This is a genomic window from Pseudomonas sp. TE3786 (genome assembly GCF_054057335.1).
Window position 1 is genome coordinate 1 of the sequence record NZ_JBSRZF010000016.1, and the last position, 26974, is coordinate 26974.

Annotated in this window: 21 protein-coding genes; 13 read left to right on the plus strand and 8 right to left on the minus strand. The window is 62.3% G+C overall.

Annotated elements, in window-relative coordinates; translation table 11 throughout:
* Positions 1 to 916 precede the first annotated feature (916 nt).
* From putP to ACVW0Y_RS17145, 6 genes are all read left to right on the plus strand, one after another.
* Positions 917 to 2404, plus strand: a complete 1488-nt coding sequence (putP, locus tag ACVW0Y_RS17120) for a sodium/proline symporter PutP (protein WP_457439789.1) — start codon at positions 917 to 919, stop codon at positions 2402 to 2404.
* 370 nt (positions 2405 to 2774) lie between these two features.
* Positions 2775 to 4544 (plus strand): N-acetylglutaminylglutamine amidotransferase, encoded by a 1770-nt coding sequence (locus ACVW0Y_RS17125; protein ID WP_457439791.1) that lies wholly within the window; start codon positions 2775 to 2777, stop codon positions 4542 to 4544.
* A 53-nt stretch (positions 4545 to 4597) separates the two neighbouring features.
* On the plus strand, positions 4598 to 6337 hold the full coding sequence (gene ngg, locus ACVW0Y_RS17130) for an N-acetylglutaminylglutamine synthetase (protein WP_457439793.1): 1740 nt from the start codon (positions 4598 to 4600) through the stop codon (positions 6335 to 6337).
* A 149-nt stretch (positions 6338 to 6486) separates the two neighbouring features.
* Positions 6487 to 7677 carry an osmoprotectant NAGGN system M42 family peptidase gene (locus tag ACVW0Y_RS17135; RefSeq protein WP_457439794.1) on the plus strand — a complete coding sequence of 397 codons (1191 nt, stop codon included), beginning with the start codon at positions 6487 to 6489 and terminating at the stop codon, positions 7675 to 7677.
* A gap of 87 nt (positions 7678 to 7764) precedes the next feature.
* Complete coding sequence (locus tag ACVW0Y_RS17140; protein WP_457439795.1) at positions 7765 to 10536, plus strand: 7TM diverse intracellular signaling domain-containing protein; 2772 nt, start codon at positions 7765 to 7767, stop codon at positions 10534 to 10536.
* 50 nt (positions 10537 to 10586) lie between these two features.
* On the plus strand, positions 10587 to 10817 hold the full coding sequence (locus ACVW0Y_RS17145) for a YheU family protein (RefSeq protein ID WP_457439797.1): 231 nt from the start codon (positions 10587 to 10589) through the stop codon (positions 10815 to 10817).
* 77 nt (positions 10818 to 10894) lie between these two features.
* Here the strand turns inward: ACVW0Y_RS17145 and ACVW0Y_RS17150 are convergent, their stop codons facing one another.
* The 3 genes from ACVW0Y_RS17150 to ACVW0Y_RS17160 all read right to left on the minus strand — a co-directional run bounded on the left by ACVW0Y_RS17150 (position 10895) and on the right by ACVW0Y_RS17160 (position 15107).
* Complete coding sequence (locus tag ACVW0Y_RS17150; RefSeq protein WP_457439798.1) at positions 10895 to 11227, minus strand: YnfA family protein; 333 nt, start codon at positions 11225 to 11227, stop codon at positions 10895 to 10897.
* A 17-nt stretch (positions 11228 to 11244) separates the two neighbouring features.
* Complete coding sequence (locus ACVW0Y_RS17155) at positions 11245 to 11676, minus strand: hypothetical protein (protein WP_457439800.1); 432 nt, start codon at positions 11674 to 11676, stop codon at positions 11245 to 11247.
* 332 nt (positions 11677 to 12008) lie between these two features.
* Positions 12009 to 15107, minus strand: coding sequence for a transglycosylase domain-containing protein (locus ACVW0Y_RS17160; RefSeq protein ID WP_457439802.1), 3099 nt, complete (start codon positions 15105 to 15107; stop codon positions 12009 to 12011).
* 117 nt (positions 15108 to 15224) lie between these two features.
* Between ACVW0Y_RS17160 and ACVW0Y_RS17165 the strand changes: the two genes are divergently transcribed.
* From ACVW0Y_RS17165 to ACVW0Y_RS17180, 4 genes are all read left to right on the plus strand, one after another.
* A complete protein-coding gene (locus ACVW0Y_RS17165; protein WP_457439803.1) occupies positions 15225 to 15905 on the plus strand; it encodes a class I SAM-dependent methyltransferase in 681 nt (226 codons plus the stop codon).
* Positions 15906 to 15928: 23 nt separating this feature from the next.
* The gene (locus tag ACVW0Y_RS17170) at positions 15929 to 16330 is read left to right on the plus strand and encodes a VOC family protein (RefSeq protein WP_457439805.1); all 402 of its coding nucleotides are present in this window, start codon (positions 15929 to 15931) and stop codon (positions 16328 to 16330) included.
* A 240-nt stretch (positions 16331 to 16570) separates the two neighbouring features.
* Positions 16571 to 17392 (plus strand): aldo/keto reductase, encoded by an 822-nt coding sequence (locus ACVW0Y_RS17175; RefSeq protein WP_457439806.1) that lies wholly within the window; start codon positions 16571 to 16573, stop codon positions 17390 to 17392.
* Positions 17393 to 17399: 7 nt separating this feature from the next.
* A complete protein-coding gene (locus ACVW0Y_RS17180) occupies positions 17400 to 19502 on the plus strand; it encodes a CHASE2 domain-containing protein (protein WP_457439808.1) in 2103 nt (700 codons plus the stop codon).
* 102 nt (positions 19503 to 19604) lie between these two features.
* Here the strand turns inward: ACVW0Y_RS17180 and ACVW0Y_RS17185 are convergent, their stop codons facing one another.
* Entirely contained in the window at positions 19605 to 20201 is a 597-nt protein-coding gene (locus ACVW0Y_RS17185) for an OmpA family protein (protein ID WP_457439809.1), read from the minus strand.
* Positions 20202 to 20209: 8 nt separating this feature from the next.
* Positions 20210 to 20692, minus strand: a complete 483-nt coding sequence (locus ACVW0Y_RS17190; RefSeq protein ID WP_457439810.1) for a FecR family protein — start codon at positions 20690 to 20692, stop codon at positions 20210 to 20212.
* 166 nt (positions 20693 to 20858) lie between these two features.
* Between ACVW0Y_RS17190 and ACVW0Y_RS17195 the strand changes: the two genes are divergently transcribed.
* Positions 20859 to 22934: an HD-GYP domain-containing protein gene (locus ACVW0Y_RS17195; RefSeq protein WP_457439811.1), complete on the plus strand. Its 2076-nt coding sequence runs from the start codon at positions 20859 to 20861 to the stop codon at positions 22932 to 22934.
* A gap of 40 nt (positions 22935 to 22974) precedes the next feature.
* Here the strand turns inward: ACVW0Y_RS17195 and ACVW0Y_RS17200 are convergent, their stop codons facing one another.
* A complete protein-coding gene (locus tag ACVW0Y_RS17200) occupies positions 22975 to 23889 on the minus strand; it encodes a LysR substrate-binding domain-containing protein (protein ID WP_457439812.1) in 915 nt (304 codons plus the stop codon).
* A gap of 128 nt (positions 23890 to 24017) precedes the next feature.
* Between ACVW0Y_RS17200 and ACVW0Y_RS17205 the strand changes: the two genes are divergently transcribed.
* Positions 24018 to 24461 (plus strand): carboxymuconolactone decarboxylase family protein, encoded by a 444-nt coding sequence (locus ACVW0Y_RS17205; RefSeq protein WP_457439813.1) that lies wholly within the window; start codon positions 24018 to 24020, stop codon positions 24459 to 24461.
* 2 nt (positions 24462 to 24463) lie between these two features.
* Complete coding sequence (locus ACVW0Y_RS17210; RefSeq protein ID WP_457439814.1) at positions 24464 to 24877, plus strand: cupin domain-containing protein; 414 nt, start codon at positions 24464 to 24466, stop codon at positions 24875 to 24877.
* Between the two features lie 58 nt (positions 24878 to 24935).
* On the opposite strand, the gene ACVW0Y_RS17215 is transcribed toward ACVW0Y_RS17210, so the two are convergent.
* Both ACVW0Y_RS17215 and ACVW0Y_RS17220 read right to left on the minus strand, forming a co-directional pair.
* Positions 24936 to 26141 carry an MFS transporter gene (locus ACVW0Y_RS17215; protein ID WP_457439816.1) on the minus strand — a complete coding sequence of 402 codons (1206 nt, stop codon included), beginning with the start codon at positions 26139 to 26141 and terminating at the stop codon, positions 24936 to 24938.
* A gap of 74 nt (positions 26142 to 26215) precedes the next feature.
* Positions 26216 to 26938, minus strand: a complete 723-nt coding sequence (locus tag ACVW0Y_RS17220) for a substrate-binding periplasmic protein (RefSeq protein ID WP_457439817.1) — start codon at positions 26936 to 26938, stop codon at positions 26216 to 26218.
* Positions 26939 to 26974 lie beyond the last annotated feature (36 nt).

Consider the following 26974-nt stretch of genomic DNA (forward strand, 5'->3'; position numbering starts at 1 on the left):
CCGCCAAGCAGGTTCTTCCAGGAGTCGGTCTAGGGCGGGGTGATGGATCGACGCAGGTTTGTACGTCTATCACCGTCATCCCGGCGAAGCACGGAGTCCAGTGGTCCGCCAAGCAGGTTCTTCCAGGAGTCGGTCTAGGGCGGGGGGGATGGGTCGACGGAGGTTTGTGCGTTTAACACCGTCATCCCGGCGAAGCACGGAATCCAGTGGTCCGCCAAGCAGGTTCTTCCAGGAGTCGGTCTAGGGCGGGGGTGATGGGTCGACGCAGGTTTGTACGTTTAACACCGTCATTCCGGCGAAGCACGGAATCCAGTGGTCCGCCAAGCAGGTTCTTCCAGAAGTCGGTCTAGGGCGGGGGTGATGGGTCGACGGAGGTTTGTGCGTTTAACACCGTCATTCCGGCGAAGCACGGAATCCAGTGGTCCGCCAAGCAGGTTCTTCCAAGAGTCGGTCTAGGGCGGGGTGATGGATCGACGCAGGTTTGTGCGTTTAACCCGTCATCCCGGCGCAGGCCGGGATCCAGAATGCTGAGGCGGATACTCCTTTTCGGAGAATCGGCCCCCTCGATCACCCATCCCCCGCCCCGGCGCGCTGCAATCAGCAGCCGATCAGTAAGTTCCCGCCCTCAGAGTTTTCAATAAAAACTCCAGAGTTTTTTGCAAGAACACCCCGCACCCAGCCACTACATTCCGTGCTCCGCTTTTTCGCTCAACCGCAGGTTATTCGCGGTATCCATGGGTTTTTACTAAACCCATGATAGGACCGAGCGTATTTCCATGTGGGTAGAGGCCGTACTGGCGCTCTAGCCCGTGTTTAGGTGAGTGCCACAAGCACCACTGGTTTACTTTCGCAAGCCCAACGACGACTGCGGGTCACCCCCAGCATTCGCATAACAACAAGTAAGAGAGATCTGCTTATGACTGCCAGCACTCCCATGCTGATCACCTTTGTGGTGTATATCGCCGCAATGGTTCTGATCGGCTTGTTCGCCTATCTGCGCACCAACAACCTCTCCGATTACATTCTCGGTGGCCGTAGTCTCGGCAGCTTCGTTACGGCCCTGTCGGCCGGTGCTTCGGACATGTCCGGCTGGCTGCTGATGGGCCTGCCAGGTGCCATCTATATGTCCGGCCTGTCGGAAAGCTGGATCGCCATCGGCCTGATCGTCGGTGCCTACCTGAACTGGCTGTTCGTTGCCGGCCGTCTGCGCGTACAGACCGAGCACAACGGCAACGCCCTGACCCTGCCGGACTACTTCACCAACCGTTTCGAAGACACCAGCAAGGTGCTGCGCATTCTTTCGGCCCTGGTGATTCTGCTGTTTTTCACCATCTACTGCGCCTCGGGCGTGGTGGCCGGTGCGCGTCTGTTCGAAAGCACCTTCGGCATGTCATACGAGACCGCCCTGTGGGCCGGCGCTGCCGCGACCATCGCCTACACCTTCGTCGGCGGCTTCCTGGCCGTGAGCTGGACGGACACCGTGCAGGCGTCGCTGATGATCTTCGCCCTGATCCTCACCCCGATCGTGGTGATGCTGGCCACCGGTGGCATCGACCCCACCTTCGCCGCCATCGAACTGAAAGACGCCGCCAACTTCGACATGCTCAAAGGCGCGAGCTTTATCGGTGTGATCTCGCTGATGGGTTGGGGCCTGGGCTACTTCGGCCAGCCGCATATCCTGGCGCGCTTTATGGCCGCCGACTCGGTGAAATCGATTCCGGCTGCTCGCCGCATCTCCATGACGTGGATGGTGCTGTGCCTGGGCGGTGCGGTAGCCGTGGGCTTCTTCGGCATTGCCTACTTCTCCGCGCACCCGGAACTGGCTGGCCCAGTTACCGAGAACCCTGAGCGGGTCTTTATCGAACTGGCCAAGATCCTCTTCAACCCATGGGTTGCCGGTGTCCTGCTGTCGGCCATTCTGGCTGCCGTGATGAGCACCCTGAGCTGCCAACTGCTGGTGTGCTCCAGCGCCCTCACCGAAGACTTCTACAAATCCTTCCTGCGGAAAAACGCTTCGCAGCTGGAGCTGGTATGGGTGGGTCGTGGCATGGTGCTGTTGGTTGCCGTGGTGGCCATCGGTATTGCCGCTAACCCGAGCAGCAAGGTGCTGGGCCTGGTGTCCTACGCATGGGCTGGTTTCGGTGCGGCGTTTGGTCCGGTGGTGCTGATCTCGCTGATCTGGAAGAACATGACCCGTAACGGCGCTCTGGCCGGCATGCTGGTCGGTGCCCTGACCGTGATTCTGTGGAAGAACTTCCTCAACCACATTGGTCTGTACGAGATTATTCCGGGCTTTATCTTTGCTTCGATCGCCATTTTGCTATTCAGCAAGATTGGTCAGGGGCCGTCGGCCAGCATGCTGGCGCGGTTTGACAAGGCTGAGCGGGAATATCAGGACGCCTGATTATCGCGCGATCCAGAACGTTTTTAGTGCTTTTGCCGGCCCCTAGTGGGCCGGCTTTTTTATGCCTGGAGCTTCTTGCTCGAATGCAGCTTGGTGTTCACCTGCGCGATTCCCCAGCCTGCGCTGGGATGACGGAGGTTGCTGCACAGTTCACCGTCGTCCCAGCGCAGGCTGGGACCCAGGTGCGCAGATAGAGTGCCCAGCGCGAACGACTCAGCCCAAAACCGCATACCAAACCGGGCGGCTCAATGCCGCCTTCCATCCTGTTAGTCCACATTTATCTAAAACTCTCAGCCCCCAAGCCGGTCTGCTCCAGTAGCGCAACGATTGCGCGCCCCCCTTTTTCCCCAACGGAAACCCGGTAAGGACTATGTGCGGAATATCTGGAGAGTTACGTTTCAACCATCGCCCCGCCGACCTCGCAGCGGTCGAGCGCATCACTCAACACCTGGCCCCGCGTGGCCCCGACGCCCATGGCTTGCATAGCCAGGGCTCCATCGCCCTGGGCCATCGACGCCTGAAAATCATGGACCTGGAGGACGCCTCCGGTCAGCCGATGATCGACAGCCAGCTGGGCCTGTCGCTGGTGTTCAACGGCGCTATCTATAACTACCCCGAGCTGCGTAAAGAGCTGCAGGCCCTGGGTTATCAGTTTTTCTCCGAGGGCGACACCGAGGTGTTGCTCAAGGGCTATCACGCCTGGGGTGCCGAGCTGCTGCCCAAGCTCAATGGCATGTTCGCCTTTGCCATCTGGGAGCGGGACAAGCGCGAGCTGTTTATTGCCCGCGACCGGCTGGGCATCAAGCCGCTGTATCTGTCGCATACGGCCGAGCGCCTGCGTTTTGCTTCGACCCTGCCCGCCTTGCTGCAGGGCGGCGATATCGACAAGAGCCTCGACCCCATCGCCCTTAATCACTACCTGAATTTCCACGCCGTGGTGCCGGCACCGCGGACCTTGCTGGCCAATGTCAGCAAGCTGCCGCCCGCCACCTGGATGCGCGTCGATGCTCAGGGCCACACCACTCAGCAAACCTGGTGGAACCTCCACTACGGCGCTGCCGCCGATGAGCAGGCCTACGGCCTTAACGACTGGCGCGACCTGACTCTGGACAGCCTGCGCGAAGCCGTGGCCATTCGTCAGCGGGCGGCAGTGGATGTGGGGGTGCTGCTCTCCGGCGGTGTCGATTCCAGCTTGCTGGTGGGTCTGTTGCGGGAGGTTGGGGTGGAAAACCTGTCGACTTTCTCCATCGGCTTTCAGGATGCCGGCGGCGAGCGCGGCGACGAGTTTCAGTATTCCGATCTGATTGCCCAGCACTACGGCACCCGTCATCACCAGTTGCGGATCGACGAGCGGGAGATCATCGAGCAGTTGCCGGCGGCCTTCCGCGCCATGAGCGAGCCGATGGTCAGCCATGACTGCATTGCCTTCTACCTGCTGTCCCGCGAAGTGGCCAAGCACTGCAAGGTGGTGCAGAGCGGGCAGGGCGCCGATGAGCTATTTGCCGGTTACCACTGGTACCCGCTGGTAGACGGTGCTGCCGACCCCTATGCGGCCTATCGCGCGGCCTTTCTCGACCGCAGTTACGCCGAGTACCGCGACACCGTGCAGCCCGCCTGGCTGACCGGTGACTGCGCCGGCGAGTATGTGCGCGAGCACTTCCAGCGGCCTGGTGCCGAGGCAGCGGTGGACAAGGCCCTGCGCCTGGACAGCACGGTGATGTTGGTCGATGACCCGGTCAAACGGGTGGACAACATGACCATGGCCTGGGGGTTGGAAGCGCGTACGCCGTTTCTCGATTACCGTCTGGTGGAGCTTTCCGCGCGGATTCCCGGGCGCTTCAAATTGCCCGATGGCGGCAAGCAGGTGCTCAAGGAAGCCGCACGTCTGGTGATTCCGGCAGCGGTGATCGACCGGCCCAAAGGCTATTTCCCGGTGCCCGGCCTCAAACATCTGCAGGGCAATACCCTGGGCTGGGTGCGTGAACTGCTGCTCGACCCGAGCCAGGACCGTGGCCTGTTCAACCCGTCGATGCTCGACCAGTTGCTCACCGACCCGCAGGGCCAGTTAACGCCACTGCGCGGTTCCAAACTCTGGCAGCTCGCCGCGCTGAATCTGTGGCTTAGCGAGCAGGGTGTCTGATGCCAGGCCCCCGTCAGCCCACGCCTCCTGCTTCTTCAAGGGAAGAATTTTTCATGAAAGGCTATGCCTACAGCCAGCGCCTGCTGCGCGGCCAACCGCCGTCTTATGAGCGCTTGCAGGCGCGTTTTGCCGAGGATGGCAACCAGAGCGCCAACCCACCCCTGGCCCTGCATTGCGGCTGGGGCCGGATTCTTATCGGGCACACCTACCCAACCCCGGAACTGCTGGCCAGCGAGCTGCTCAGCGAACAGCCGGGGGAGCGCGATATCGCCCTGTATGTGGCGGCACCCCATCAGGTACTGGCGCAGGCACCGCAGGGGCTGTTTCTCGATCCTTCGGACACCCTGCGTCTGTGGTTTACCGACTACCGTCAGGCGCGCCGGGGCTTTCGCGGCTTCAACGTGCGCCGTGCGCAAAGTGCCGAAGACTGGCAGGCGCTGAACAACCTGTACCAGGAGCGCGGCATGCTGCCGGTTGACCCCGAACGCCTCACCCCCAAGGAGGAGGGCGGCCCGGAATACTGGCTGGCCGAAGACGCCGACAGCGGTGATGTGATCGGCGGCATGATGGGCCTTAACCACCGTAAGGCGTTCAATGACCCGGACAACGGCTGCAGCCTCTGGTGCCTGGCCGTTGCCCCGCAATGCCCACGCCCCGGGGTGGGCGAGGTGCTGGTGCGGCACCTGATCGAACACTTTATGAGCCGTGGCCTCAGCTATCTGGATTTGTCGGTATTGCACGACAACCACCAGGCCAAGCGCCTGTACGCCAAGCTGGGTTTCCGTGACCTGGCGACCTTCACCCTCAAGCGCAAGAACGGCATCAACGAAACGCTGTTTCTCGGTCCCGGGCCGGAAGCGGAGCTCAACCCCTACGCCAAGATCATCGTCGACGAAGCCCGTCGCCGTGGTATCGAGGTGCAGGTGGACGATGCCGAAGCCGGGCTGTTCACCCTCAACCACGGCGGGCGGCGCATTCGCTGCCGAGAGTCGCTGAGCGACCTGACCAGCGCCGTCAGCATGACCCTGTGCCAGGACAAACTTCTGACCCACCGCGCGCTGCGCCGCGTCGGCCTGCAACTGCCGGCGCAGCAACTGGCCGGTGAGCCGGAAGAAAACGCCGACTTCCTTGCCGAGCACGGCCGGGTAGTGGTCAAGCCGGTGGATGGCGAGCAGGGCAAAGGCGTGGCCATTGACCTGCGCAGTGAGGAGGAGGTGGAAGCGGCGATCAAACGTGCCCTGGCCTTCGACAACCGCGTGCTGCTGGAAAGTTTTCATGAGGGTGCCGACCTGCGCATTCTGGTGATCGGCTTTGTAGTGGTAGCTGCCGCCATTCGCCGGCCGGCCGAAGTGATAGGCGATGGACGCCATAGCATCGGTGCGTTGATCGAAGCGCAAAGCCGTCGCCGCCAGGCTGCCACCGGTGGCGAAAGCCGCATTCCGCTGGATGAAGAAACCCACCGCACCCTGCGCAGCGCCGGTTTTGACTACGACAGCGTATTGCCTGCCGGCCAGCGCCTGGCGGTGCGGCGTACCGCCAATCTGCATACCGGCGGCACCCTGGAAGATGTCACCGATATCCTCCATCCGGTGCTTAACGATGCCGCAGTGCGGGCGGCGCGGGCGCTGGATATCCCGGTGGTCGGCCTCGATCTGCTGGTGCCCGCGGCGGATCAGCCCGAGTACGTGTTTATTGAAGCCAATGAACGCGCCGGGTTGGCCAACCATCAGCCGCAACCGACGGCAGAGCGGTTTATCGACCTGCTGTTTCCGCTGAGTCAGCCCGGCGGCTGAGGCCGCTCATTGCTTTTCGCCCCCACCCCGTCGTCCCAGCGCCCAGGTGCGCCGATGCTGGATACACCGCAACTCCTGCGCGATTCTGGATCCCATGGGATGACGGGGGTTTAATTTCGAACCTGTGCAGGCATTACCAGGAGACCCCCATGAAAAAAGTCCCCGAACCCGACCTCGATTACCTGCGCCGTGTGCTTCTGGAAATGCTCGCCATTCCCAGCCCCACCGGCTTTACCGACACCATCGTGCGTTACGTCGCCGAACGCCTGGAAGAACTGGGCATTCCGTTCGAGCTGACCCGTCGCGGCACCATCCGCGCCACCCTCAAGGGCAAGCAGAACAGCCCGGACCGGGCGGTGTCCGCGCACCTCGATACCATTGGCGCCATCGTCCGCCAGGTGCAGGACAACGGTCGCCTCGGCCTGGCCCCAGTGGGTTGCTGGTCCAGCCGCTTTGCCGAAGGCAGTCGGGTCAGTGTGTTTACCGAAACCGGGGTGTTCCGTGGCAGCGTGCTGCCGCTGATGGCGTCCGGGCACGCGTTCAATACCGCCATCGACCAGATGCCAATCAGTTGGGACCATGTCGAGCTGCGTCTGGACGCCTACGCCAGTACCCGCGCCGATTGTGAATCGCTGGGCATCAATGTCGGTGATTTCGTCGCCTTCGACCCACTGCCGGAATTCACCGAAAGCGGCCATATCAGCGCCCGCCATCTGGATGACAAAGCCGGTGTGGCGGCCTTGCTCACCTCCCTCAAGGGCCTGGTGGAAAGCGGTATCGAGCCGGCCATCGACTGCCATCCGCTGTTCACTATTACCGAAGAAGTCGGCTCCGGCGCAGCCGGCGCGCTGAATTGGGATGTCAGCGAGTTCGTCGGCATCGATATCGCCCCGGTGGCACCGGGGCAGCAGTCCAGCGAGCACACCGTCAGCGTGGCCATGCAGGATTCCGGCGGCCCCTATGACTATCACCTGTCCCGCCACCTGCTGCGTCTGGCGGAGAAACACGAGGTGCCGGTGCGCCGCGACCTGTTCCGCTACTACCACAGCGATGCGCAGTCGGCGGTGGCCGCCGGTCACGACACCCGCACGGCGCTGCTGGCCTTTGGCTGTGACGCCACCCATGGCTACGAGCGCACCCATATCGACAGCCTGGCGGGACTCAGTCGTTTGCTTACCGCCTATATCCTCAGCCCGCCGGTATTTGCCAGCGATGCCAAACCGGCCAATCAGTCGCTGGATAATTTCAGCCATCAGATCGAGCACGACGCGCAGATGGAGAGCGACACTCGGGTTCCGACGGTCGACAGTTTGATCAACTCCCGTGAAAACGACACTTGAAGGGCGCTTCGCATAGAGGCACAGTGCCAGACAAACAAGAGCGGAGCGGTCCTACAGCTTCGCCGGTATTTATTTTGAGGTTAACGAATGCCTCGTCTTTGTCTGGTCTTGCTGCTGTGCCTGCTCGCTGGAAATTCCTCGGCCAGCGTGGGTGTGCTTGCGCCGCTCAATCAGGATGATCTGCGCCTGTCGCTGGCACCCTATGTCGGCTATATCGAAGACCCCCACGGCATTCTCAGCCTGGAGCAGGTGCAGGCCATCCCGGACCGGGAGTTCCAGGGCGCGCGCAGTGACCACGTCAATCTGGGCAAAAACGGCTCGGTGTGGTGGTTCAAAGTCCGTCTGCTCAACAGCCGCCCCCACGACCTGGGCGGGTACCTGGAAGTCGATTACCCGCTGCTCGACCATATCCAGCTCTACCTGCAAACCCCCGATGGCAAAACGACTACCCAGGAGACAGGCGATCAGTTCGCCTTCTCCCATCGGCCGGTGCAGGTGCGCAACTTCTGGTTCCCATTGGATTTACCCCAAGGGCAGAGCACCCTGATTCTGCGCATTGAAAGCACCAGCACGCTGTTTGTGCCGCTGTTTTTCAGCACCTATAGCGCCAGCGCGGCGGCCCAGGAAAACCTCATGGGGGTCAACGGTGCCTTCTACGGCGTGCTGTTCGCGATGTTCTGCTACAACCTGTTCCTGTTCTTCTCGCTGCGTGAGCGGGCGTACTTCTGGTACCTGGTGTACAACTTCAACATCGGCCTGTTCGCCGCCAGTTTCGACGGCATGCTGTTCAAGCTGATGCCGAACCTGATCGAGCTGCAGTCGGTCAGCATCTATTTTCTGATGTTCCTCCACAGCTTCAGCGCCACCCAGTTCAGCCGCCATTTTCTGCATACCGCGCAATACTCGCCGCGCCTGGACAAGGGCCTGCAGATAATGATGGCGCTGGTTCTGTGCGGCATCGTGTCGGTGGCGGTAATCGGTCTGCAGGCCTGGAATATTCTCGCCAGCCTGACGGTGCTGTTTGTCTCCTTCGTGCTGCTGGCCACTGGTGTGTATATCTGGCGCCGTGGCCTGCGCTATGGCTCGTACTACATTCTGGCCTGGGGCATTTTGCTTACCGCGTTTATCGTCGCCACCACGGGTTCGCTGGGTATCGAAATCTTCGGCATCTACGGCGGCACCATGGTCAAGGTCGGCGTCACCATCGAGCTGATCACCCTGTCCATTGGCCTCGCTGATCGCATCAACCTGCTCAAGGAAGAAGGCTTCCGCTCGCGCCAGGCGGCGGCCAAGTCGGAAATCGAAAACCAGGCCAAGAGCCGTTTCCTGGCCAAGATGAGCCACGAAATTCGCACCCCGCTCAATGGCGTGCTGGGCATGCTGCAACTGCTCAAAGGCACCGCGCTGGACCGCAGCCAGCGGTTTTATGTCGACACCATCGCCAGCTCCGGCAGCTCGCTGATGGCGGTGATCAACGACATCCTTGATTACGCGCGCATCGAGTCCGGCAAGCTGAGCCTGGAAAATATCGAGTTCGACCTGGAGGTGCTGATCTCCGACACTCTGACCCTGTTCACCGCCAAGGCCCTGGAAAAGAACCTGCGCCTGTATGTGAGCATGGAAGTGGGCGTGCCGCAGCGAATCAAAGGCGACCCGACACGGCTCAAGCAGGTGCTGATGAACCTGCTCAGCAATGCCCTGAAGTTCACCGCCGAAGGCCATGTGGCGGTCAGCGTGTGCCGGCGCAACAACAGCCTGGGCAACCCGCATCTGATCTTTGCCGTCAGCGACAGCGGCATCGGCATCCCGGGCGAGGCGCAGACCCAACTGTTCGAATCCTTCTCCCAGGGCGACTCCAGCACCACCCGCCGTTATGGCGGCAGCGGCCTGGGCCTGGCCATCAGCAAGGAACTGGTGGAAATGATGGGCGGCCATATCGAAGTGCAAAGCACACCGGGGCAGGGCACGCGTCTGGCCTTCGATGTGGCGCTGCAGGAAGGCGAGCGCCAGGACGACCAGCTGCGTCAACTGCTCAAAGGCAAGACTGCCCTGATCAGCTCCCTCGACGGCCTCGGCCTCGACGCCGTCAGCCGCTTGCTGGAACGCTGGGGCATGCGCACTGAACGCTGCCAGAACCCGGAAAAACTGCAGGTCTACCTCGACGACTTCGCCGTTACCCCGTTGCTGATCCTGATGGCACCCTGGCCGGGCAGCGTGCTGCATTGGCTCGACACCCTGCGTCCGCGGCTGCAAAAGGGCCAACGCATTCTGCTGCTGTGCCCCCCGGAACAATGCCAGCTGCTGCCGCCGAGCAAAGGCCTGCGCTTGGTCAACCTGGCCCAGCCCTTGGCGATCACGCCCTTGCGCGAAGCGCTGCTGGAGTTCTACCAGGAACGGCGCGGCGAAACCCGCCCGGTGCTGGACGACCAGGGTGGCAACAACGCGTGCATCCTGGTGGTGGAAGACAACCCGGTAAACCAGTTGGTGGTGCAGGGCCTGCTGAAAAAACGCGGCTACCTGGTGCGCGTGGTGGCCAATGGTGTGGAAGCAGTGCGCGACTACAGCCGCGACCCAAGTGCGGTGCAGCTGGTGTTGATGGACTGCGAAATGCCGGAAATGGACGGCTTTGAAGCCACCCGGCAAATCCGCCGCCTGGAGAAACAACAGCAACTGCGCGCCGTGCCTATCGTTGCGCTGACTGCGCATATCCTCGACGAACACCGCGAACACGGCACCCTGGCGGGCATGGACGACTTCCTTGGCAAACCCTTGGATTGCGAGGTGTTGTACGCCACCCTCGATCGTTTCCTCGCCAGCAAGCGCGAAACGCCAGCCAGCGAAGAAACTTCTTCATCTTAGTGGGCAGATGGTGGGTGGGTTAACATCGCCGGGCTTTTTGGAGAACTGCCATGTTGATCCCGCAAGAAATGCTCGCCCCCGACACCCTTACCGGCCTGATCGAAGACTTCGTCACCCGTGACGGCACCGACAACGGCGACGAAACCCCTCTGGAAACCCGCGTGGCCCGCGTGCGCCGGGCGCTGGATAAAGGCGAGGCGGTGATCGTCTTCGACGTGGAAAGCGAACAGTGCCAATTGGCGATGAAACGCGATGTGCCCAAGGAGTGGCTGGAGGATTAATGCCGAGCGCCCGTAGGGCGAATATCCGCGCAGCGGATATGCGCCATCGCGATTGGCGTGAAGCCCCGGCGCTCGTCCTACGGGGCCGAGAAGCGTGGGCCGAGCAGAATGATCAAGGCACCGATCACGCAGAACGCGGCACCAATCCAGTCGGTCGATAGCGGCCGCGCACGCTCCACCACCCCTAACCAGAACAACGACGCCACCACATAGATGCCCCCGTAGGCGGCATAAGCGCGCCCGGCATAGGCGGCTTCGACGCGGGTGAGCAGCAGGGCGAACAGCAGCAGACTGACCAGCCCCGGCGCTATCCACCAGGCGCTCTTGCCCATCCGCAGCCACGACCAGAACGCATAGCAGCCAGCGATCTCGAACAGCGCCGCGAGGAAAAACCACAGGTAATTGAGCATCGGCCGACTCCTTGCCGTCAGCTGTGCAGCGCGCCTTCGCGTTCCCAGGCACAGCGTACCAAGAGGCCGCCGGCATCCTGCGGGCTATGGAAACCCTGCTCGGACTCCCAACGGAAGGTATGGGTACCACTCAGCTCGGTTTCCAGATGCACCACGGCGCTACCCCAATAAAGACGCTTGAGCAGCGCTTCGAACTGCTCTACCCACAGGCTCCACTCGTACTCCACCGCACGGTAGCTGGCACCGAAGTGGATGACCTGGGTCTGGTACAGGCCCTCGCCGGGCTCGGGGCAGAAGGAGAACATATCGCGGCCGATAAAGGGCCAGGCGTCGCCTGATGGCAGGGCTTGCAGTTCGCGCTGGTTGATCGCTCGGCGCAGGCGTGCCTGTTCTGGGTCGCCGGACGGCCAGTCGCGGATACAGCCATAGACGATGGATTCAGACTCCAAGCGGGTACTCCAGTTTGTTGCGGGCGAGCGTGGCGCCCTGGCCACTTTTTTGGCGGTGGCGTGGGGCGGGGGAATATTAACAGGACGAGTGGGGAACGTCGTTTGGTCAGTAGGAACATCGCGTGGTTCCTTACGGCGTTAATCTTCTTTATCGCGGGCGCTGGGCGTTTGGTTTCGCGCGTTACGCGGCTCCTGCCGCTAAACCCCCTGCACAACGATTCCGCTCGGCCAGCGCTAATGGGGCGGGTAGATCAACAGCCAGATCAACAACCAGATCAAGATCAACCGCCTGATGGCGTTCCCCCGTAGAAGCGGCCGGTGCGACGCTCTGGTCAGCCTCGATGCTTTTCGCCCGCCAGACACTGGGTGTCGGCCTGAAGATACGGTTGCAGTATCGGCGCCATGCCTTTGAGCACTTGCACGGGCAGTGCGGAGGTGAAGCGGAAGCCTTCTGCGGCGCGGCCGGGGACGAAGGCGGTGAGGGTGCCGAAGTGCTTGTCGCCCAGATAGAACACGAACGTCGCTGTGCGATTCAGCGAGCGGGAGCTGAGAATCCGCCCACCGGCCCCCACGCTTTCGATGCGGTTATCACCGGTGCCGGTCTTGCCACCGAGGGTCATGGCGCTGCCGTCGGCTTCGCTGAAGCTGCCGTTCAATCGTCGCGCGGTGCCCTTGGCTACCACTTGCGCCAGAGCGCCACGCAGGGCGCTGGCCACTTCGCTGGAAAGCACCCGTTTGCCTTGATCGGGGTTGATGCCCAGGCGTGCTTCGTAGGGGGTGTCGGCGGCAAAGTGCAGGCTGTCGATACGCAGGGTGGGCTGGCGGATGCCGTCGTTGAGGATGATCCCCATCAGCTCGGCCAGCGCCGCCGGGCGGTCGCCGGAGCTGCCGATGGCGGTGGCCAGCGACGGCACCAGGTGGTCGAAGGGGTAGCCGACGCGCTGCCAGCGTTGGTGAATATCGAGGAAGGCTTCTACCTCCAGCATGATGCGGATGCGGCTGTCGCGAGCGCTCTTGTGTCGGCTTTTGAACAGCCAGCTATAAACCTCCTGGCGCTGGCCGTTACTGGCGCTTACCGCTTCATTGAAGCTGGCTTGCGGGTGCTGTTGCAGGTAGCCGAGCAGCCACAGTTCCAGCGGGTGAACGCGGGCGATATAGCCTTGGTCCGGCAGGCTGTAGGCACCCGGGCCATATTTCACGTACAGCTCGTGTACCCGTTGCGGCCCGACCTGATCCTCTACCAGATGGGCGTTGATAAAGGTGCCGAAGGTGTTTTCGTCGACACTTGGCATCAGGTAACGGTGCACGGCCGCCAGGCGCGAGGCCGTGGGGTGCATGCCGTCGAGAAAGGTGTCCAGGCGTTCGGTGGCGTTCTTGTTCTGGTATTTGCGCCAGAAGCGCAGCAGAAACACTGTGCCTTCATGGTCGGCAAAGCGTTGCAGGTAGTCCTGGCGGCGCGGGTCGCGGTCGTCTTTGAGCAATTCGGCGCTGCTGTTACTGGCCTGGTAGGTGCTGTAGCGCACCAGGTCGCGCATCAGGCGGATAAAGGGCAGGTTGATCGACTCTTGCAGCGCTTCGCGCAAGCTCGGATTGCGGCCGTTGTCTTCGCTGCGGAAGTTGTTGAAGTGGTGCAGGCCGCCACCGGTGAAGAAGCTTTCGCCGGGGCTGGCGGAGTAATGCCGTTCCAGGGCGGCGTCGAGCATGGCGGTGAGGCTCGGGTCGTTGCCGCTGGCCAGGTAGTCGACGGCCCATTGGGTCAGGCGATCCTGCTCGGGCACCTCGACCTGGCGCAGTTGCGCCGGGGTCTGGCCGACGAAGCGGCGGTGCAATTCGTCGATGATTTCCAGGTAGGTGGTGAGCACCCGCAACTTGGCGGTGGAGCCCAGCTCCAGCTTGCTGCCTTCGTTGATATCGAAGGGCTGATCGGTGCTGTCGGTTTGTACCCTTACCCGTGAACCGTCGGCGCTGCGTTCGAACAGGGTGAAGCTGTAGCGCACCTCCTGGGTGGTTTGCGCGGTCAGCAGATGGTCGCCGAGCAGCCCGGTCTGGGCGGCGAATGCCGGGTCGGCCAGGCGCTGCAGGTAATCGCTGGCGGCTTGCTGCAATTGGCCATTGAGGGTGGTGGTGGCGGCCAGGTCCAGGCGGTCGAGGTCGTACAGCGGTTTGTTCAGCAGGTTGGACAGGCGACTGCGGGCGACGCTGATGCCCTTGTTGCTTTCCACGGGCTGCACGCCAGGCTGGGCGGCCAGGTCACGCCAACGGGTAGTGCTTGCCAGCGCCGCATCGCGTAACGCCGGGTCGATCACCGCGCCAGCGGCCAGCAGGCGGATATGGCTGTCGGTCAGGGTCGCCAGCTGGCTATGGCCCTGGGCCAGGTAATAAGACGGCCGGCGCTGGGCGATCATCAACGACAACACCTGGCGCAGGGCCAAGCCACGTTCGGCTAGCGGCGCATCGGATTGCTCCAGCAGTTGATTGACCCGAGCGAAATCGGCGCCATACCAGACCCGCAAACCGTCGGCCAGACCATGCACTTCGCCATAACCGGGCGCTGCCGACAACGGCACGCTGTTGAGGTAGTCACGCACAATGTTCTGCCGCGTCGGCAGGGTTTCGGGGCCGCTCTGGTAAGCACGCACGCTGGCCGAGGCCATCTGTTTGAGTTTGTCGGTGGCCGACAGGGTCAGACCATCGGGGGAGTGGCGGTATTTCTCCAACTGGGTGGCCAGGGTGCTGCCGCCGGCGGACTGGCCCTGAAAGTCGAGCTTCTTGCCGATCTGGGTCAACGCCGCCATGGCGAACCGCGGCCAGTCCACCGCCGGGTTGCTCAGCGGCTGCTGGCTGTCGAGCAGATCGCGGTTTTCGATAAACAGCAGGCTGTTGACCACCAGCGGCGGAATGTCATGGAAGCTGGCGTACAGCTGCTGTGGATAAGTAAAGCCATACAGCGGCAGGCCGCGGCAGTCGGCGATATTCAGGCCGCTCTGGAGTTTTTCCGGGTAAGGGATAAACAGGCCGTGGCTGGCATAGTTCATCAGCGCCGGGGAAAACTGCGTCTGCGCCAGGATGCGGAAATCACGCTGCTGCAGGCGCTCAAGCATCTGCGGCAGGTAGGCATAGCCCAGGCGTTTGTCGAAGGGGCCGTCTTCGGGATAGTGGATGGCTGTGCTCGGCCCTTCGACCAATTCATAGCGCAGGGTGGCGGCGTAACGGCTGAGCTCACGCGCTTGATAGGTGGCGGTGGTGACTTCCTCCTGCAGCCACCAGGCACCTGCCGCCATGACTAGCAATAGGCTCAGCCAGAAGCTCCAGCGCAGGGCCCGGCGCAAGGGGGAACGGCGAGGGTGGTTGGACGGCGGGGAAAGTGCAGGACTCAGGCCGGGCAGCGAGTGCTCAGCTTGGTTTACGTTCGATTGCCATAGTGCGCCCATAAACGTGGCCCTGGCTCTGCGTTGCTCTGCATGGGTTAGAGCTTAGACGCTGTTGTCGGCGGCAAAATGCGGTTAACGTTCCCAGGCGAAAATTTTCTCTCAGCCCCGAGCCAGAATATGCAGCGCGACCATCGAGAACAGCTCAACTTCAGCTGGCAGGCCAACGCCGATGCCTGGACCGCCGCCGTGCGTGAACGGCGCATCGAAAGCCGCCGCCTGGTCACCGATGCGGCGATTCTGCGGGCGATTCTGGCCTGCGAGCCGAAGCGGGTGCTGGATATCGGCTGCGGTGAAGGCTGGCTGTGTCGCGGCCTGATGGCCCACGGCATCGAAGCGGTGGGCGTGGATGCCTCGGTGCCGCTGATCGAAACCGCGCGGGCGATCTGCTCCGGACAATACCGCGTGTGTGGTTACGCCGAGCTGGAATCGCAAGCCGGGCTGCTGGGCAAATTCGATGTCCTGGTGTGCAACTTCGCCCTGCTCGACGAGCCGCTGGCACCGGTGTTGAATGCCCTGCACAAACTGTTGGCCCCGGGCGGCTCCCTGCTGATCCAGACCATTCACCCGTGGAGTTCGCGCGGCGAAGGCCAGTACCAGGACGGCTGGCGGGTGGAGCACTTCGAAGGGTTTGGCGAAGGGTTTGCCGAGCCCATGCCCTGGTTCTTCCGCACATTGGAGTCATGGCTGGCCCTGCTGGCCGAAACCGACTGGCGTCTGCAATGGCTGCAAGAGCCCCTGCACCCGGAAAGCGAGCAACCGGTATCGCTGCTGCTATTACTGAAATCCGGATTGAAATAAATGCAGACGCCAGGGAGGCCACGATGAATCTGCTCCTCAACATCGACGTCCCGGACCTGGAGAGTGGCATCGCCTTCTACACCCAGGCCTTCGACCTGCACCTGAACCGCTACCTGTTCGAACACCAGGTTGCCGAACTGCTGGGCGGCCCCGTACCGATCTACCTGCTCGCCAACCCCACCGGCAGCCAACCCTGCGAACGCGCCACGCGCCACTACCAGCGGCACTGGACCCCGGTGCATTTCGATATCGTGGTCGAAGACCTGAACGCCGCCTGCGCACGCGCCACCGCCGCCGGCGCTACCCTTGAAGCGCCCATCCGCCACGAAGCCTGGTGCAGCATCGCCACATTCGCCGATCCCTTTGGTCATGGGTTTTGTTTAATGCAATGGCAGGGGCGAGGGTATGACGAGGTAGAGAGTTGAGAGCAGCGGTTGCAGGAATCGCGGCCGAAGCCGCTCCTACAAAGAGCGTACCGGCACCACGTACTGCTTTTGCTCTTGATCTGGCTGTTGATCCACCGGCCCCATTAGCGCAGGCCGAGTGGAGTCGTTATGTAGGGGCGGCGGCCGGCTAGGTTGAGCGGCAGGAACCGCGAAAAGCGCGAAAAAAAAACGCCCAGCAAACGCGGTAATGAAGACCTACACCGGAATAGGGAAGCCTCCATGCACAGCGTCCACCTCAGCAACCAAACCCTCCCCGCCATCGGCCAAGGCACCTGGCGCATGGGCGAGCGCCCCAGCGAACGTAAAACCGAAGCCAACGCCCTGCGCCAAGGCGTAGACCTGGGCATGACCCTCATCGACACCGCCGAAATGTACGGCGAAGGCGGTGCCGAAGAAGTGGTCGGCGACGCCCTGCAAGGCATCCGCGACCAGGTCTACCTGGTCAGCAAAGTCTACCCCCACAACGCCAGCCGCCGCGGCACCATCGAAGCCTGCGAACGCAGCCTCAAACGCCTGCGTACCGACAGCATCGACCTCTACCTTCTGCACTGGCGCGGCCAGTACCCATTGGAAGAAACCGTCGAAGCCTTCGAACGCTTGCGCGAGCAGGGCAAGATCGCCCGCTGGGGTGTATCCAATTTCGACCTCGACGATATGCACGAACTGAACAACCCGGCCTGCGCCACCAATCAGGTGCTCTACAGCCTGGAACAACGCGGCGTGGGGTTTGATCTGCTGCCCTGGTGCCAGCAGCAAGGCATGCCGCTGATGGCGTACTGCCCGGTGGGCCAGGGCGGGCGCTTGCTGGTCGATGCCAGCTTGCGCCAGATCGCCGAGCGGCGTGACGCAACTCCTGCACAAGTGGCCTTGGCCTGGCTGGTGCAGCAGGGCGGGGTGATCGCCATCCCCAAGGCGGTTACGCCAGCCCATGTGCAGGCCAATGCCGCGGCCTTGGCGCTGACCCTGGATGCCAGCGATCTGCGTCTGCTCGACGACGTCTTCCCGCCGCCGACGCGCAAGCGTCCGCTGGCCATGGTGTAGGGCTCCTATGCGCAAACGCCGTTGGTTGACGCCAAGTCTGCTGGCTTGCGGGCTGGCACTGTTGGCAAGTCTGGTGCTGCTGGTGGCCAATCCCTTGCCGCTGCAGCAATTGCACAATGCCGTGTTCGATCAGTTCCAGCGCTGGCACCCGCGGCAATATGCCGAGGCACCGGTGCGCATTATCGATCTGGATGAAGCCAGTCTGGCGCGCCTGGGACAGTGGCCGTGGCCGCGCACCCGGGTGGCCGAACTGGTGGATAAGTTGAACGCTGCCGGTGCGGCCGCAGTGGTGTTCGATGTGTTGTTCGCCGAAGCGGATCGCACGTCGCCGGCGCTGCTGTTACAGGATCAGGGCCTGGACGAAGCCCTGCTCAGCCAATTGCAGGCCTTGCCCGATCACGACGCCCAACTGGCCACGACCCTGGCCGCCAGCCGCGTGGTGCTGGGCTTTGCCGCCGAGCGTCGGGTGTTGCCCGAAGGCTTGCCTTTGAGCCGGTTTGGCCTGGTTATGCAAGGCCCATCGCCGGTGCCGTTTCTGCCGCAGTACAGCGCGGCGATTCGCCCTTTGCCGGTGCTGGAGCAAGCCGCCAGTGGCACGGGTGCGCTGACCTTCGAGGCCGACGTTGATGGCGTGGTGCGCAGGGTGCCCTTGCTGCTGGCGATTGGCGGACAGCCGCGGCCGTCACTGGTGGCTGAAACACTGCGGGTGGTCCAGGGCGTCAGCAGCTTCCGGGTACACAGCGGCGAGGCAGGGGTGGAGCGGGTCGATATCGGCCGGCTGCAGATTCCCAGCAACGCCCGTGCGGAACTCTGGGTGCATTTCAGCCCGCCTCAGGCCAGCCGCAGCATTCCGGCCTGGCAGGTGCTGGCCGGTCAGGCACCGGCCGGTTTGCAAGGCAGCATCGCGTTGATCGGCACCTCGGCCCAGGGCCTGCAGGACCTGCGTTTCAGCCCGTTGGGCGGGATCATTCCGGGCGTCGAGGTGCATGCCCAGGCGCTGGAGCAGATGCTCAGTGGCGAGTTCCTCCAGCGTCCGGCCTGGGCACCGGCCGTGGAGACGTTGGCCTTGGTGCTCGGCGGCTTGCTGGTGGGGCTGCTGGCGCTGCGTCTCGCCGCGCTCTGGGCGGCGTTGCTCAGCCTGCTGCTGATGGTGCTGCTCAATGGTCTGGGCTGGTACGCCTTTGCCGAGCAGCGCCTGTTGCTCGATCTTTTTACCCCGGGCCTGGGCCTGGCGCTGATCTATAGCGTGGCGAGCATCAGTCATCACATCGCCAGCGAGCGGGAACAGCGTTGGGTGCGCGAGGCGTTTTCCCGCTATGTGTCGCCCAATCTGGTCAACCACCTGGTGGATAACCCCGGCCAACTGACCCTCGGCGGCCAGCGTCAGGTATGCAGCTTTGTATTTACCGACCTCACCGGCTTTACCGAGATGATGGAGCGGCAAACCCCGGAGGCGGTGGTCAGCTTGCTCAATGATTACCTGGAGCAGGTAATCGGCATCGCCTTCCGCCATGACGGCACCCTCGACCGGATTGTTGGCGATGCCGTGGCCATCATGTTTTCCGCCCCCTTGCCGCAGCCCGACCACGCCCAGCGTGCGCTGAGCTGCGCCCTGGAGATCGATCGGTTTGCCCAGGGCTATGTCGCCCAGCTGCAGGCGGCGGGTATCGCCTTCGGCCAGACCCGTATTGGCGTACACAGCGGTGAAGTGGTGGTGGGCAACTTCGGTGGCTCGACCATTTTCGACTACCGCGCCCTGGGCGATCCGGTGAATACCACCTCGCGTCTGGAGAGCCTTAATCAGCACCTGGGGACGCGCCTGTGTGTGTCGGCCGCGATCCAGCGCAGCAACCCGCTGGTGCCGATGCGTGGGGTGGGCAAGGTGCAGTTGAAGGGCAAGTCGGCTGCGGTGGAAGTGTTCGAGCCGCTAAGCGCGGTGGACGATGCGTATGACGCGGCTTACCTGTTGCTGATGGCAGGCGATCCTGGCGCATTGGCGGCGTTTAAGGCGCTGCATGAGCAGCGCCCGGAGGATGGGTTGGTAAGGTTTCACCTGCATAGGTTGCAGGCAGGTGAGCAGGGCAATGGGTTTGTGATGAGCCGCAAGTAGCTCAAAAGCATCGCGGCTGAAGCCGCTCCTACGGTGGGCCGCGCCCTATAGGAGCGGCTTCAGCCGCGATTGGCCGGGCCTGCAACCCACCTGGCTTGCAGACTAACGAACAATAATCTCCACGCGCCGATTACGCGGCTCCGGCGTATCGTCCGGGGTCTTCACCAGCAGGTTGCTTTCGCCATGGGAGGTGACCACCAACTCGATCACCTGAATGCCTTCCTTCTGGAACATCTCGGCAATCGCTGTGGCGCGTTTGAGGCCGATCTGTTCGTTCCATTTGCTCTTGCCTTCGGTATCGGTGTGGCCGATCACCGACACTGCCGACGGGCCACGTTTGCGCAGGGTGGTCAGCACGTTTTGAAAGTCGGCTTTGGATTCTTTGGTCAGGTCGGCGGTGCCGGTTTCGAAATACAGGCGGAAGGTGATCGGCAGTGCCGGCTGGGCTTTCAGTGCGGCGGAGAAATCCTGCTCGATGCGCGGCTGCTCGACGGCGAAGGTCTTGGCGCTTTTTCCATCCAGCGCCACCGCGTCCATTTTCTTGTCGACCCGGGTGGTGCCATTGGCGGTCTCGACCACTATGGCACCAGTGCTGCCGTCCGGGCTTTCCATCAGCACCACATAGGATTTCGACGCACAGCCGGTGGCGCACAAGGCCAACAGCAAGATGGCCAATCTGCGTAATAGCGATAAGGGCATGGCCAGGCTCAACCGTCGACTTTCACCAGGAAGTGCGTGCCGCGAACGCCGATGGTGCCGGTGGGGGTGTTGATCTCCACGGCTTCGGGTTTGAGTTTGGCGATAACACCGGAAATGTAGTTGAGCGTGCCGTGGGTGATTTTCGCGCTGAGCTTGAGGTCCTGCTGCGAGGGCTCATAAACAAAGGCATCGAAACTCAGCTGGCTGTTGGGGCCGAACGACATCAGCGTGTTGTCTTCCAGGGTGACCCCGAGCGAGCCGTCGGCACCGGTCTTGATCGAGCTGCCGACGTACACCGGCATCCCGACCTTGGCCGGTTGCGCGGTGCCGTCGACGATAACGGCAGCCTCACCTTCGGTTTTCATCACATAGCCAATGGCCTTGGCTACCGGTTGCTTGGTCGGCTCTTCAGCGGCCTGCAGCCAGGTGGAAAAAAGCGCAGGGGCAATAAAACTGATTAACCAGTGGCTGATCTTTTTTGGCACAAACATACTAGTCTCCCTGAATGTCCGATTTCCTGGGTTTTAACCTTGCTGAACGAGCTGGGTAGAACGGTACACGGTATGTGAGGTCGTATTGTCGGTATTTATAAAAGCTGCGATCAACGGGATTTGCCAGTACTGAGGCAAAAAGGAATTTCTAATAACGGGTTGCAGTATGACAACAGCATTTTTCAAGTTCCGTTTCAAGAACTGGTCAGTTGTTCTCGCCGCGTTTTTTCTACTCCAGTTGCTGCCGATTCTGGCGCTGACGTTCGGCCTCACGCCCACCACCGTACTCTGTCTATCGGTGCTGGTGCTGCTATGCACCATGCCGCTGGCGCTTAATGGCATGGAAAGTATCAACCGCACCATTGAGCGCCTGGCCGAAGATGCCCGGTTGATCCGTGATCTGGATTTTTCCGGCGAGCAGCCCCAGGCCTCGATGTTCTATGAGGTCGACAGCCTCAACCGCAATCACGCGAGCATGAAAGCGGCGTTGCAGCTGCAAACCCATACCCTGCAGGAAACCCAACTGAAACTCGCCAGCCTGGTGGAAAACGGTTTGCTGCTGTCCTCCGAGCGCGACCACGAAGCGCTGCTGCGGCACATCCTGATGCAGGGCAAGCGGATCTGTAACGCGCAAGCCGCCACCATGTACCTGAAGACCGAACACAACACCCTGCGCTTTGCCCTGCGCTCGATGGACGACACTTTGCCGGCCAGCGAAATCGCCCTGCATGACCCAGTCAGTGGCCTGCCCAATGAACGCCATGTGTCCACCTACACGGCGCTGCACAACCAGGCTGTGGTGATTGACGACGTCTACAGCGAAACCCGTTTCGACCTGAGCGGCACCCGCCACTTCGATAGCCAATCGGGCTATCACACCGTGTCGATGCTCAGCGTGCCGCTGGCACCGCGCCAGGGTGAAGTGATCGGCGTGCTGCAATTTATGAACGCCCTCGACCCACTCACCGGCGAGGTGGTGGCGTTCTCGCCGCAGGTGCTGTCCTTCGTCGGTGCCCTGGCCTCCCAGGCCGCCATTGCCCTGGACAACCACAACCTGATCGATGCGCAGAAGGCGCTGATCGACGCCATGATCGAGATTCTCGCCGGAGCCATCGACGCCAAGAGCCCCTATACCGGCGCGCATTGCGAGCGCGTGCCGGAGCTGGCGTTGATGCTTGCCGAAGAGGCGTGCAAGGTCGACAGCGGGCCGCTGGCGAATTTCAGTTTCAACTCCGCCGATGAGTGGCGCGAGTTCCGCATCGGTGCCTGGCTGCACGACTGCGGCAAGATCACCACCCCCGAGCATGTGGTCGACAAAGCCACCAAGCTGGAAACCATCTACAACCGTATTCACGAAGTGCGCATGCGCTTTGAAGTGCTGCTGCGCGATGCCCATATCGCCTGCTTGCAGGCTATTGGCGATGGTGTCGATGAAGGCGTCGCCCGCGCCGAATACCAGCGGGCAATGGCACAGTTGCACGAGGAGTTTGCCTATGTTGCCGAGTGCAATATCGGCAGCGAGTTGATGGCACCGGAACGCATCGAACGTTTGCAGGCCATCGCCCAGCGTCCTTGGCTGCGGCACTTCGATGACCGCTTGGGTTTGTCCGAAGGTGAGATGCACCGTGTGGCCCATCTGCCGGTCAGCGCGCTGCCCGCTCAAGAAACCCTGTTGGCGGACAAGCCACAGCATATTTTTCCGCGCGTGGTCGGCCGCGATTTCGATCCCAAGTACGGCTTCAAGGTGACGGTGCCCGAGCACCTGTACAACTACGGCGAGCTCTACAACCTGAGCGTGCGCCGCGGCACCCTGACCGACGAAGAACGCTTCAAGATCAACGAGCACATCATCCAGACCATCATGATGCTGGAGAACCTGCCGTTTCCGGCCAACCTCAAGCGCGTGCCCGAATACGCCGGCACCCACCACGAAACCCTGATGGGCAGCGGCTACCCCCGGCAACTGGACAAGCACAAGCTGTCGATCCCGGCGCGGATCATGGCGATTGCTGACGTGTTCGAAGCGCTGACCGCCTCCGACCGCCCGTATAAAAAGGCCAAGACCCTATCCGAATCGGTGCGCATCCTCGCCAACCTGCGGGACAAGGGCCATATCGATGCCGACCTGTTTGCCCTGTTTCTGCAAACCGGCATGCACCTGCGCTACGGCCAGAAGCACCTACAGGCTGAGCAGATCGATGAGGTGGATATCCAGGGGTTCCTCAAGCCTGCGGTGGTTTGAGTCTGGTCTCGCGCTTAGCCGCGACTTCTGGAAACGGCGATCACAACCGCCACAGCGGATCATTTGCCATGGTCGTCGTAGCCCAGTCGGTAAACGCCCGCACCCGCGCCGACTGTCGTCGGGCTTGGGGGTAGACCAGGCTCATGGGCATGCTCGTCAGGCTCCATTCGGGTAGCAGCTGCACCAGCTCGCCACTGTCCAGCAGCGGTTGTGCTTCGCACCGCGGCACGGCGACAAAACCCAGTCCGGCCTCGGCTGCGGCCATATAGGCACCGCCGCTGTTAAAGCGCATGGCCGGGGTCTGTTCCAGCAGCACGCTGTCCTCGCCGCGGCTCAAACGCACCGGGTTCTGCCGGCCGGTGGCGGGGAAGACAAAGGCAAGGAAACGGTGCAGGGCGAGATCCGCTGGCGTGTGGATTGCCGCTTTGCCCCGCAGATATGCCGGTGCCGCGCACAGCACAAAGCGCATCTGGCCGATGGCGCGGCAGACCAGATCCGGATCGTTGACCACGCCACCACGGATCGCGCAGTCGACGCCTTCCTGCACCAGGTCTACCACCCGTTCGCTACAACCCAGGTCGAGCTGGATATCCGGGTACTGGCTGACGAAACCGGGGAGTGCCGGGATCATCAGAAAACGCCCGACCGGCGAGGGCATATCCACCCGCACTTTGCCGCGGGCAAGGGTGCGGGTTTGCGAGACGCTGGCTTCCAGTTCGTCCATGTCCTCGAGGAGCGTTCGCGCCCGCTCATAATAGACGGTGCCATCGGTGGTGGGGGAGACGCGGCGGGTCGTGCGGTGCAGCAGTTTCACCCCGAGCTGGCTTTCCAGCGCCTGGATCTGCCCGGACAACGTGGTCTTGGCGATGGCCAATGCCTCGGCGGCGCGGGTGAAGCTGCCCAGTTCGACGATACGGCAGAACGCGCGCATCGCATCCAGTCGGTCAAAGGCCATGATTGTCCGGTTAGTCGTCTAATGTTTCCGAGTTTAGCCGGTTTATCCGCTTGAGTGCGGCTAATACAGTGAGCCCATTCCCGGCATTCAGCCGGGCCATCTTCAGGTTCACGAACGAGGAAAACCACATGAGCAACGCACGCGTCAGTTACGCCCAAGTCGCCCCCCACACCTTCAAGGCATTGCTGGGGTTGGAAAAGGCCATGGGCGAGTCATCCCTGGAAAAGTCCCTGCACGAGCTGGTGAAAATCCGCGCCTCGCAACTCAATGGCTGCGCCTACTGCATCGATCTGCACACGGCCGACGCCATCAAGCTGGGCGAAACCCCACGGCGCATCTTTGCCCTGTCGGCCTGGCAGGAAACGCCGTTCTTCACCGCGCGTGAGCGCGCGGCGCTGTTGTGGACCGAAACCCTGACCCTGCTGGCCGAACGCGGCGCACCGGAGGCGATTTATAGCCAAGTGGCCGAACAGTTCGATGAGCGCGAACTGGCCGACCTGACCTTCGCCATCGCCACCATCAACGCCTGGAACCGTTTTGGTGTGGGCTTCGCCATGCAGCCGGCGGTGTAACCATGACCACGTCAACTCGCTTGGCAGCGCTGGCGTTTACCTTGTTCAGCACGGTGGCGCATGCCCATGGTGGCGGCGCCGGGGATGAAACCGTAACGCCGCTGGCACAGGCGCAACTGCCGGCCAGCATTGGCTCGGATGCCAAGGCACTGCGGGTCGAGTTTGCCCCGGGTGCCGCCTCGCGTCCGCACACCCATCCGGGGCCGGTATTCGTTGTGGTGGTTTGCGGAACGGTGGAGTCGTCGCTGGACGACGGGCCGGTGCATACCTACGCGGCCGGAGAAGCCTGGTACGAAGCACCGGGGCAGGAGCACCGGGTAACGCGCAACCCAAGCAAGAGCGAACCGGCGGTGTTGGTGGCTTGGTTGCTGTCCGACGGTAAGGTGCCGTTAGTCAAACCCTTGGTGGCCCAGTAGGTTGGGTTGAGCGAAGCCCAACAGGCCGTGCAAAGGACGGTGCTTATCGGTCTCGCCGTTAGGCGGCCTTTTTCGGCTCGAACCGCCACGCCACGAAGAACACCAGCAACCCGGCAAGCGCCGTGGCGGCACCGATATAGCCAGTGGAGGTCCAGCCATACCCGGCGCTGATGGCCATGCCGCCCAGCCACGGCCCCAGGGCATTGGCGAAGTTGAAGGCGGCATGGTTGGACGCCGCTGCCAGGGTTTGCGCTTCCTGGGCGACATCCATCAGGTGGGTTTGCAGCGGCGCGCCCAGCGACACCATGGTGCCTACGGCGAATACGGCCGGCAGTACGGTCCAGGCCGACAGTGCGGCGCTGGGGAAAATCGCCAGCACCAGGGCGCTCCATACCAGCAACCAGGCGACGGCCTTGAATTGCAATTTATCGAACAGCCAGCCGCCGACCATATTGCCGACGATGCTACCCAGGCCGAAGGCGGCCAGGGCGAAAGGAATCCAGGTGGTGGACAGGTGCGTTACCTGCAGCAGGGTCGGTGCCATATAGCTGAATACGCAGAACATGCCGGCAAAGCCCACCGAGCTGATGGCCAGCGCCAGCCACACCTGCGGCCGGTTGAAGGCACGCAGTTCGCGCATCGGGTAGCTTGGTGGCTCGCTGCTGTCCGGTGGCAGAAACCAGGCGACCATGGCCACGGTGCACAGCGCCAGTACGCCGACCAGGGCAAAGGCAAAGCGCCAACTGAAATACTGACCCATCAGGGTGGCCAGCGGGTTGCCCACCAGAATGGCCACGGTAAGGCCAAGCATCACCCGGCTGACCGCCTTGGCCCGCTTGTGCGGCGGTGCCATGGAAGCCGCCACCAGCATCGCTACGCCAAAGTAGGCACCATGGGGCAGGCCGGCGAAGAAGCGGAACAGCATCATCGAGTGATAGTCCGGCGACAGCGCGGTGGCAAAGTTGCCTACGGCGAAGATCGCCATCAACAACAGCAGCAGATTGCGTCTGGGCAGGCGTGAACCGAGGATCGCCAACAGCGGCGCGCCTACCACCACCCCCAAGGCATAGGTGCTGATCACATTGCCCACCTGCGGCTCGGTGATACCCAGGCCGCTGGCGACATTGGGCATCAGGCCCATGATCGAGAATTCGCCGGTGCCGATGGCAAAGCCGCCGAGGGCCAGGGCCAGTTCGATCAAGATAATGGCGCGGCTCGACAGGCGTTTGGCCATTGGTGCTGCAGCGGGCAATACGTCAGACATGGGCACAGCCTCAATTGCAAAAACAGAACTACGGTGAACCATTCACCGGCGTGGCAGCTGGTCAAAAACAGGGTTTAGCGGTACTTGGCGAGGATTTTTTCGAATTCGCCGGCGTTGCTCATTTGCACCATGGCACGCAGCAGCGCCATGGTCGGCACGTCGGGTTCGTCGCGGACGATGCACGAGGCCAGGTCCGACGACAGCTCTAGTAAGGGTTGCAGTTTGTGTTGCGGTGGTTGGTCGCGATTGAACCAGTTCAGGGTCAGCTCACTGCTGACGGCGTAGTTGTTGCGTCCGGCGTCGAGTTTGAGCAAGGCCAGTTCCTGGGTGCGGGCATCGTCACGTTGCAGGTCATTGCTGTCGAACTTGGCTTGCAGTTGCGGGTAGACATAACCGAGCACCGTGCCCACCAGCTCGCCGTGCAGGTTGGCCAGGGTCGTATGGCGCTGAGTGCGTGCCACCAGCAGGTCGCGCTGGGTCATAAACGGTACGCTCCAGATGTACTGGTGGTGGGACTCGGTCATCCAGGTCGGGTTTACGTAGCAGCGCACATCGATCTCGCCGCGTACCAGCATGGCCTGCACACGTTTGCGCGGCAGCACCAGCATTTCGGCACGCCGCCCGACTTTCTGCGCCAGACGCATTTGCAGGTCATAAACGATACCGCCCACCGCCGCACCGTTCTCCACTTTGATCAGCGGCATCGCCCAGCTTTCGATCACGGAAAAACGCAGGGGTCGCTCATCTGCAGCGCTGCAGGCGCAAAACAACAGCAGAGCGAGTGGCAGAAAACGCATAGCGATACCGGGCTGGGTCATTCGCCCGGTTATTGG

Bases quoted from the DNA above. Each gene is read 5' to 3' on its own strand.
- putP (WP_457439789.1), top strand. From the start codon at position 917: ATGACTGCCAGCACTCCCATGCTGATCACCTTTGTGGTGTATATCGCC.
- ACVW0Y_RS17125 (WP_457439791.1), top strand. From the start codon at position 2,775: ATGTGCGGAATATCTGGAGAGTTACGTTTCAACCATCGCCCCGCCGAC.
- ngg (WP_457439793.1), top strand. From the start codon at position 4,598: ATGAAAGGCTATGCCTACAGCCAGCGCCTGCTGCGCGGCCAACCGCCG.
- ACVW0Y_RS17135 (WP_457439794.1), top strand. From the start codon at position 6,487: ATGAAAAAAGTCCCCGAACCCGACCTCGATTACCTGCGCCGTGTGCTT.
- ACVW0Y_RS17140 (WP_457439795.1), top strand. From the start codon at position 7,765: ATGCCTCGTCTTTGTCTGGTCTTGCTGCTGTGCCTGCTCGCTGGAAAT.
- ACVW0Y_RS17145 (WP_457439797.1), top strand. From the start codon at position 10,587: ATGTTGATCCCGCAAGAAATGCTCGCCCCCGACACCCTTACCGGCCTG.
- ACVW0Y_RS17150 (WP_457439798.1), bottom strand. From the start codon at position 11,227: ATGCTCAATTACCTGTGGTTTTTCCTCGCGGCGCTGTTCGAGATCGCT.
- ACVW0Y_RS17160 (WP_457439802.1), bottom strand. From the start codon at position 15,107: ATGGGCGCACTATGGCAATCGAACGTAAACCAAGCTGAGCACTCGCTG.
- ACVW0Y_RS17165 (WP_457439803.1), top strand. From the start codon at position 15,225: ATGCAGCGCGACCATCGAGAACAGCTCAACTTCAGCTGGCAGGCCAAC.
- ACVW0Y_RS17170 (WP_457439805.1), top strand. From the start codon at position 15,929: ATGAATCTGCTCCTCAACATCGACGTCCCGGACCTGGAGAGTGGCATC.
- ACVW0Y_RS17175 (WP_457439806.1), top strand. From the start codon at position 16,571: ATGCACAGCGTCCACCTCAGCAACCAAACCCTCCCCGCCATCGGCCAA.
- ACVW0Y_RS17180 (WP_457439808.1), top strand. From the start codon at position 17,400: ATGCGCAAACGCCGTTGGTTGACGCCAAGTCTGCTGGCTTGCGGGCTG.
- ACVW0Y_RS17185 (WP_457439809.1), bottom strand. From the start codon at position 20,201: ATGCCCTTATCGCTATTACGCAGATTGGCCATCTTGCTGTTGGCCTTG.
- ACVW0Y_RS17190 (WP_457439810.1), bottom strand. From the start codon at position 20,692: ATGTTTGTGCCAAAAAAGATCAGCCACTGGTTAATCAGTTTTATTGCC.
- ACVW0Y_RS17195 (WP_457439811.1), top strand. From the start codon at position 20,859: ATGACAACAGCATTTTTCAAGTTCCGTTTCAAGAACTGGTCAGTTGTT.
- ACVW0Y_RS17200 (WP_457439812.1), bottom strand. From the start codon at position 23,889: ATGGCCTTTGACCGACTGGATGCGATGCGCGCGTTCTGCCGTATCGTC.
- ACVW0Y_RS17205 (WP_457439813.1), top strand. From the start codon at position 24,018: ATGAGCAACGCACGCGTCAGTTACGCCCAAGTCGCCCCCCACACCTTC.
- ACVW0Y_RS17210 (WP_457439814.1), top strand. From the start codon at position 24,464: ATGACCACGTCAACTCGCTTGGCAGCGCTGGCGTTTACCTTGTTCAGC.
- ACVW0Y_RS17215 (WP_457439816.1), bottom strand. From the start codon at position 26,141: ATGTCTGACGTATTGCCCGCTGCAGCACCAATGGCCAAACGCCTGTCG.
- ACVW0Y_RS17220 (WP_457439817.1), bottom strand. From the start codon at position 26,938: ATGCGTTTTCTGCCACTCGCTCTGCTGTTGTTTTGCGCCTGCAGCGCT.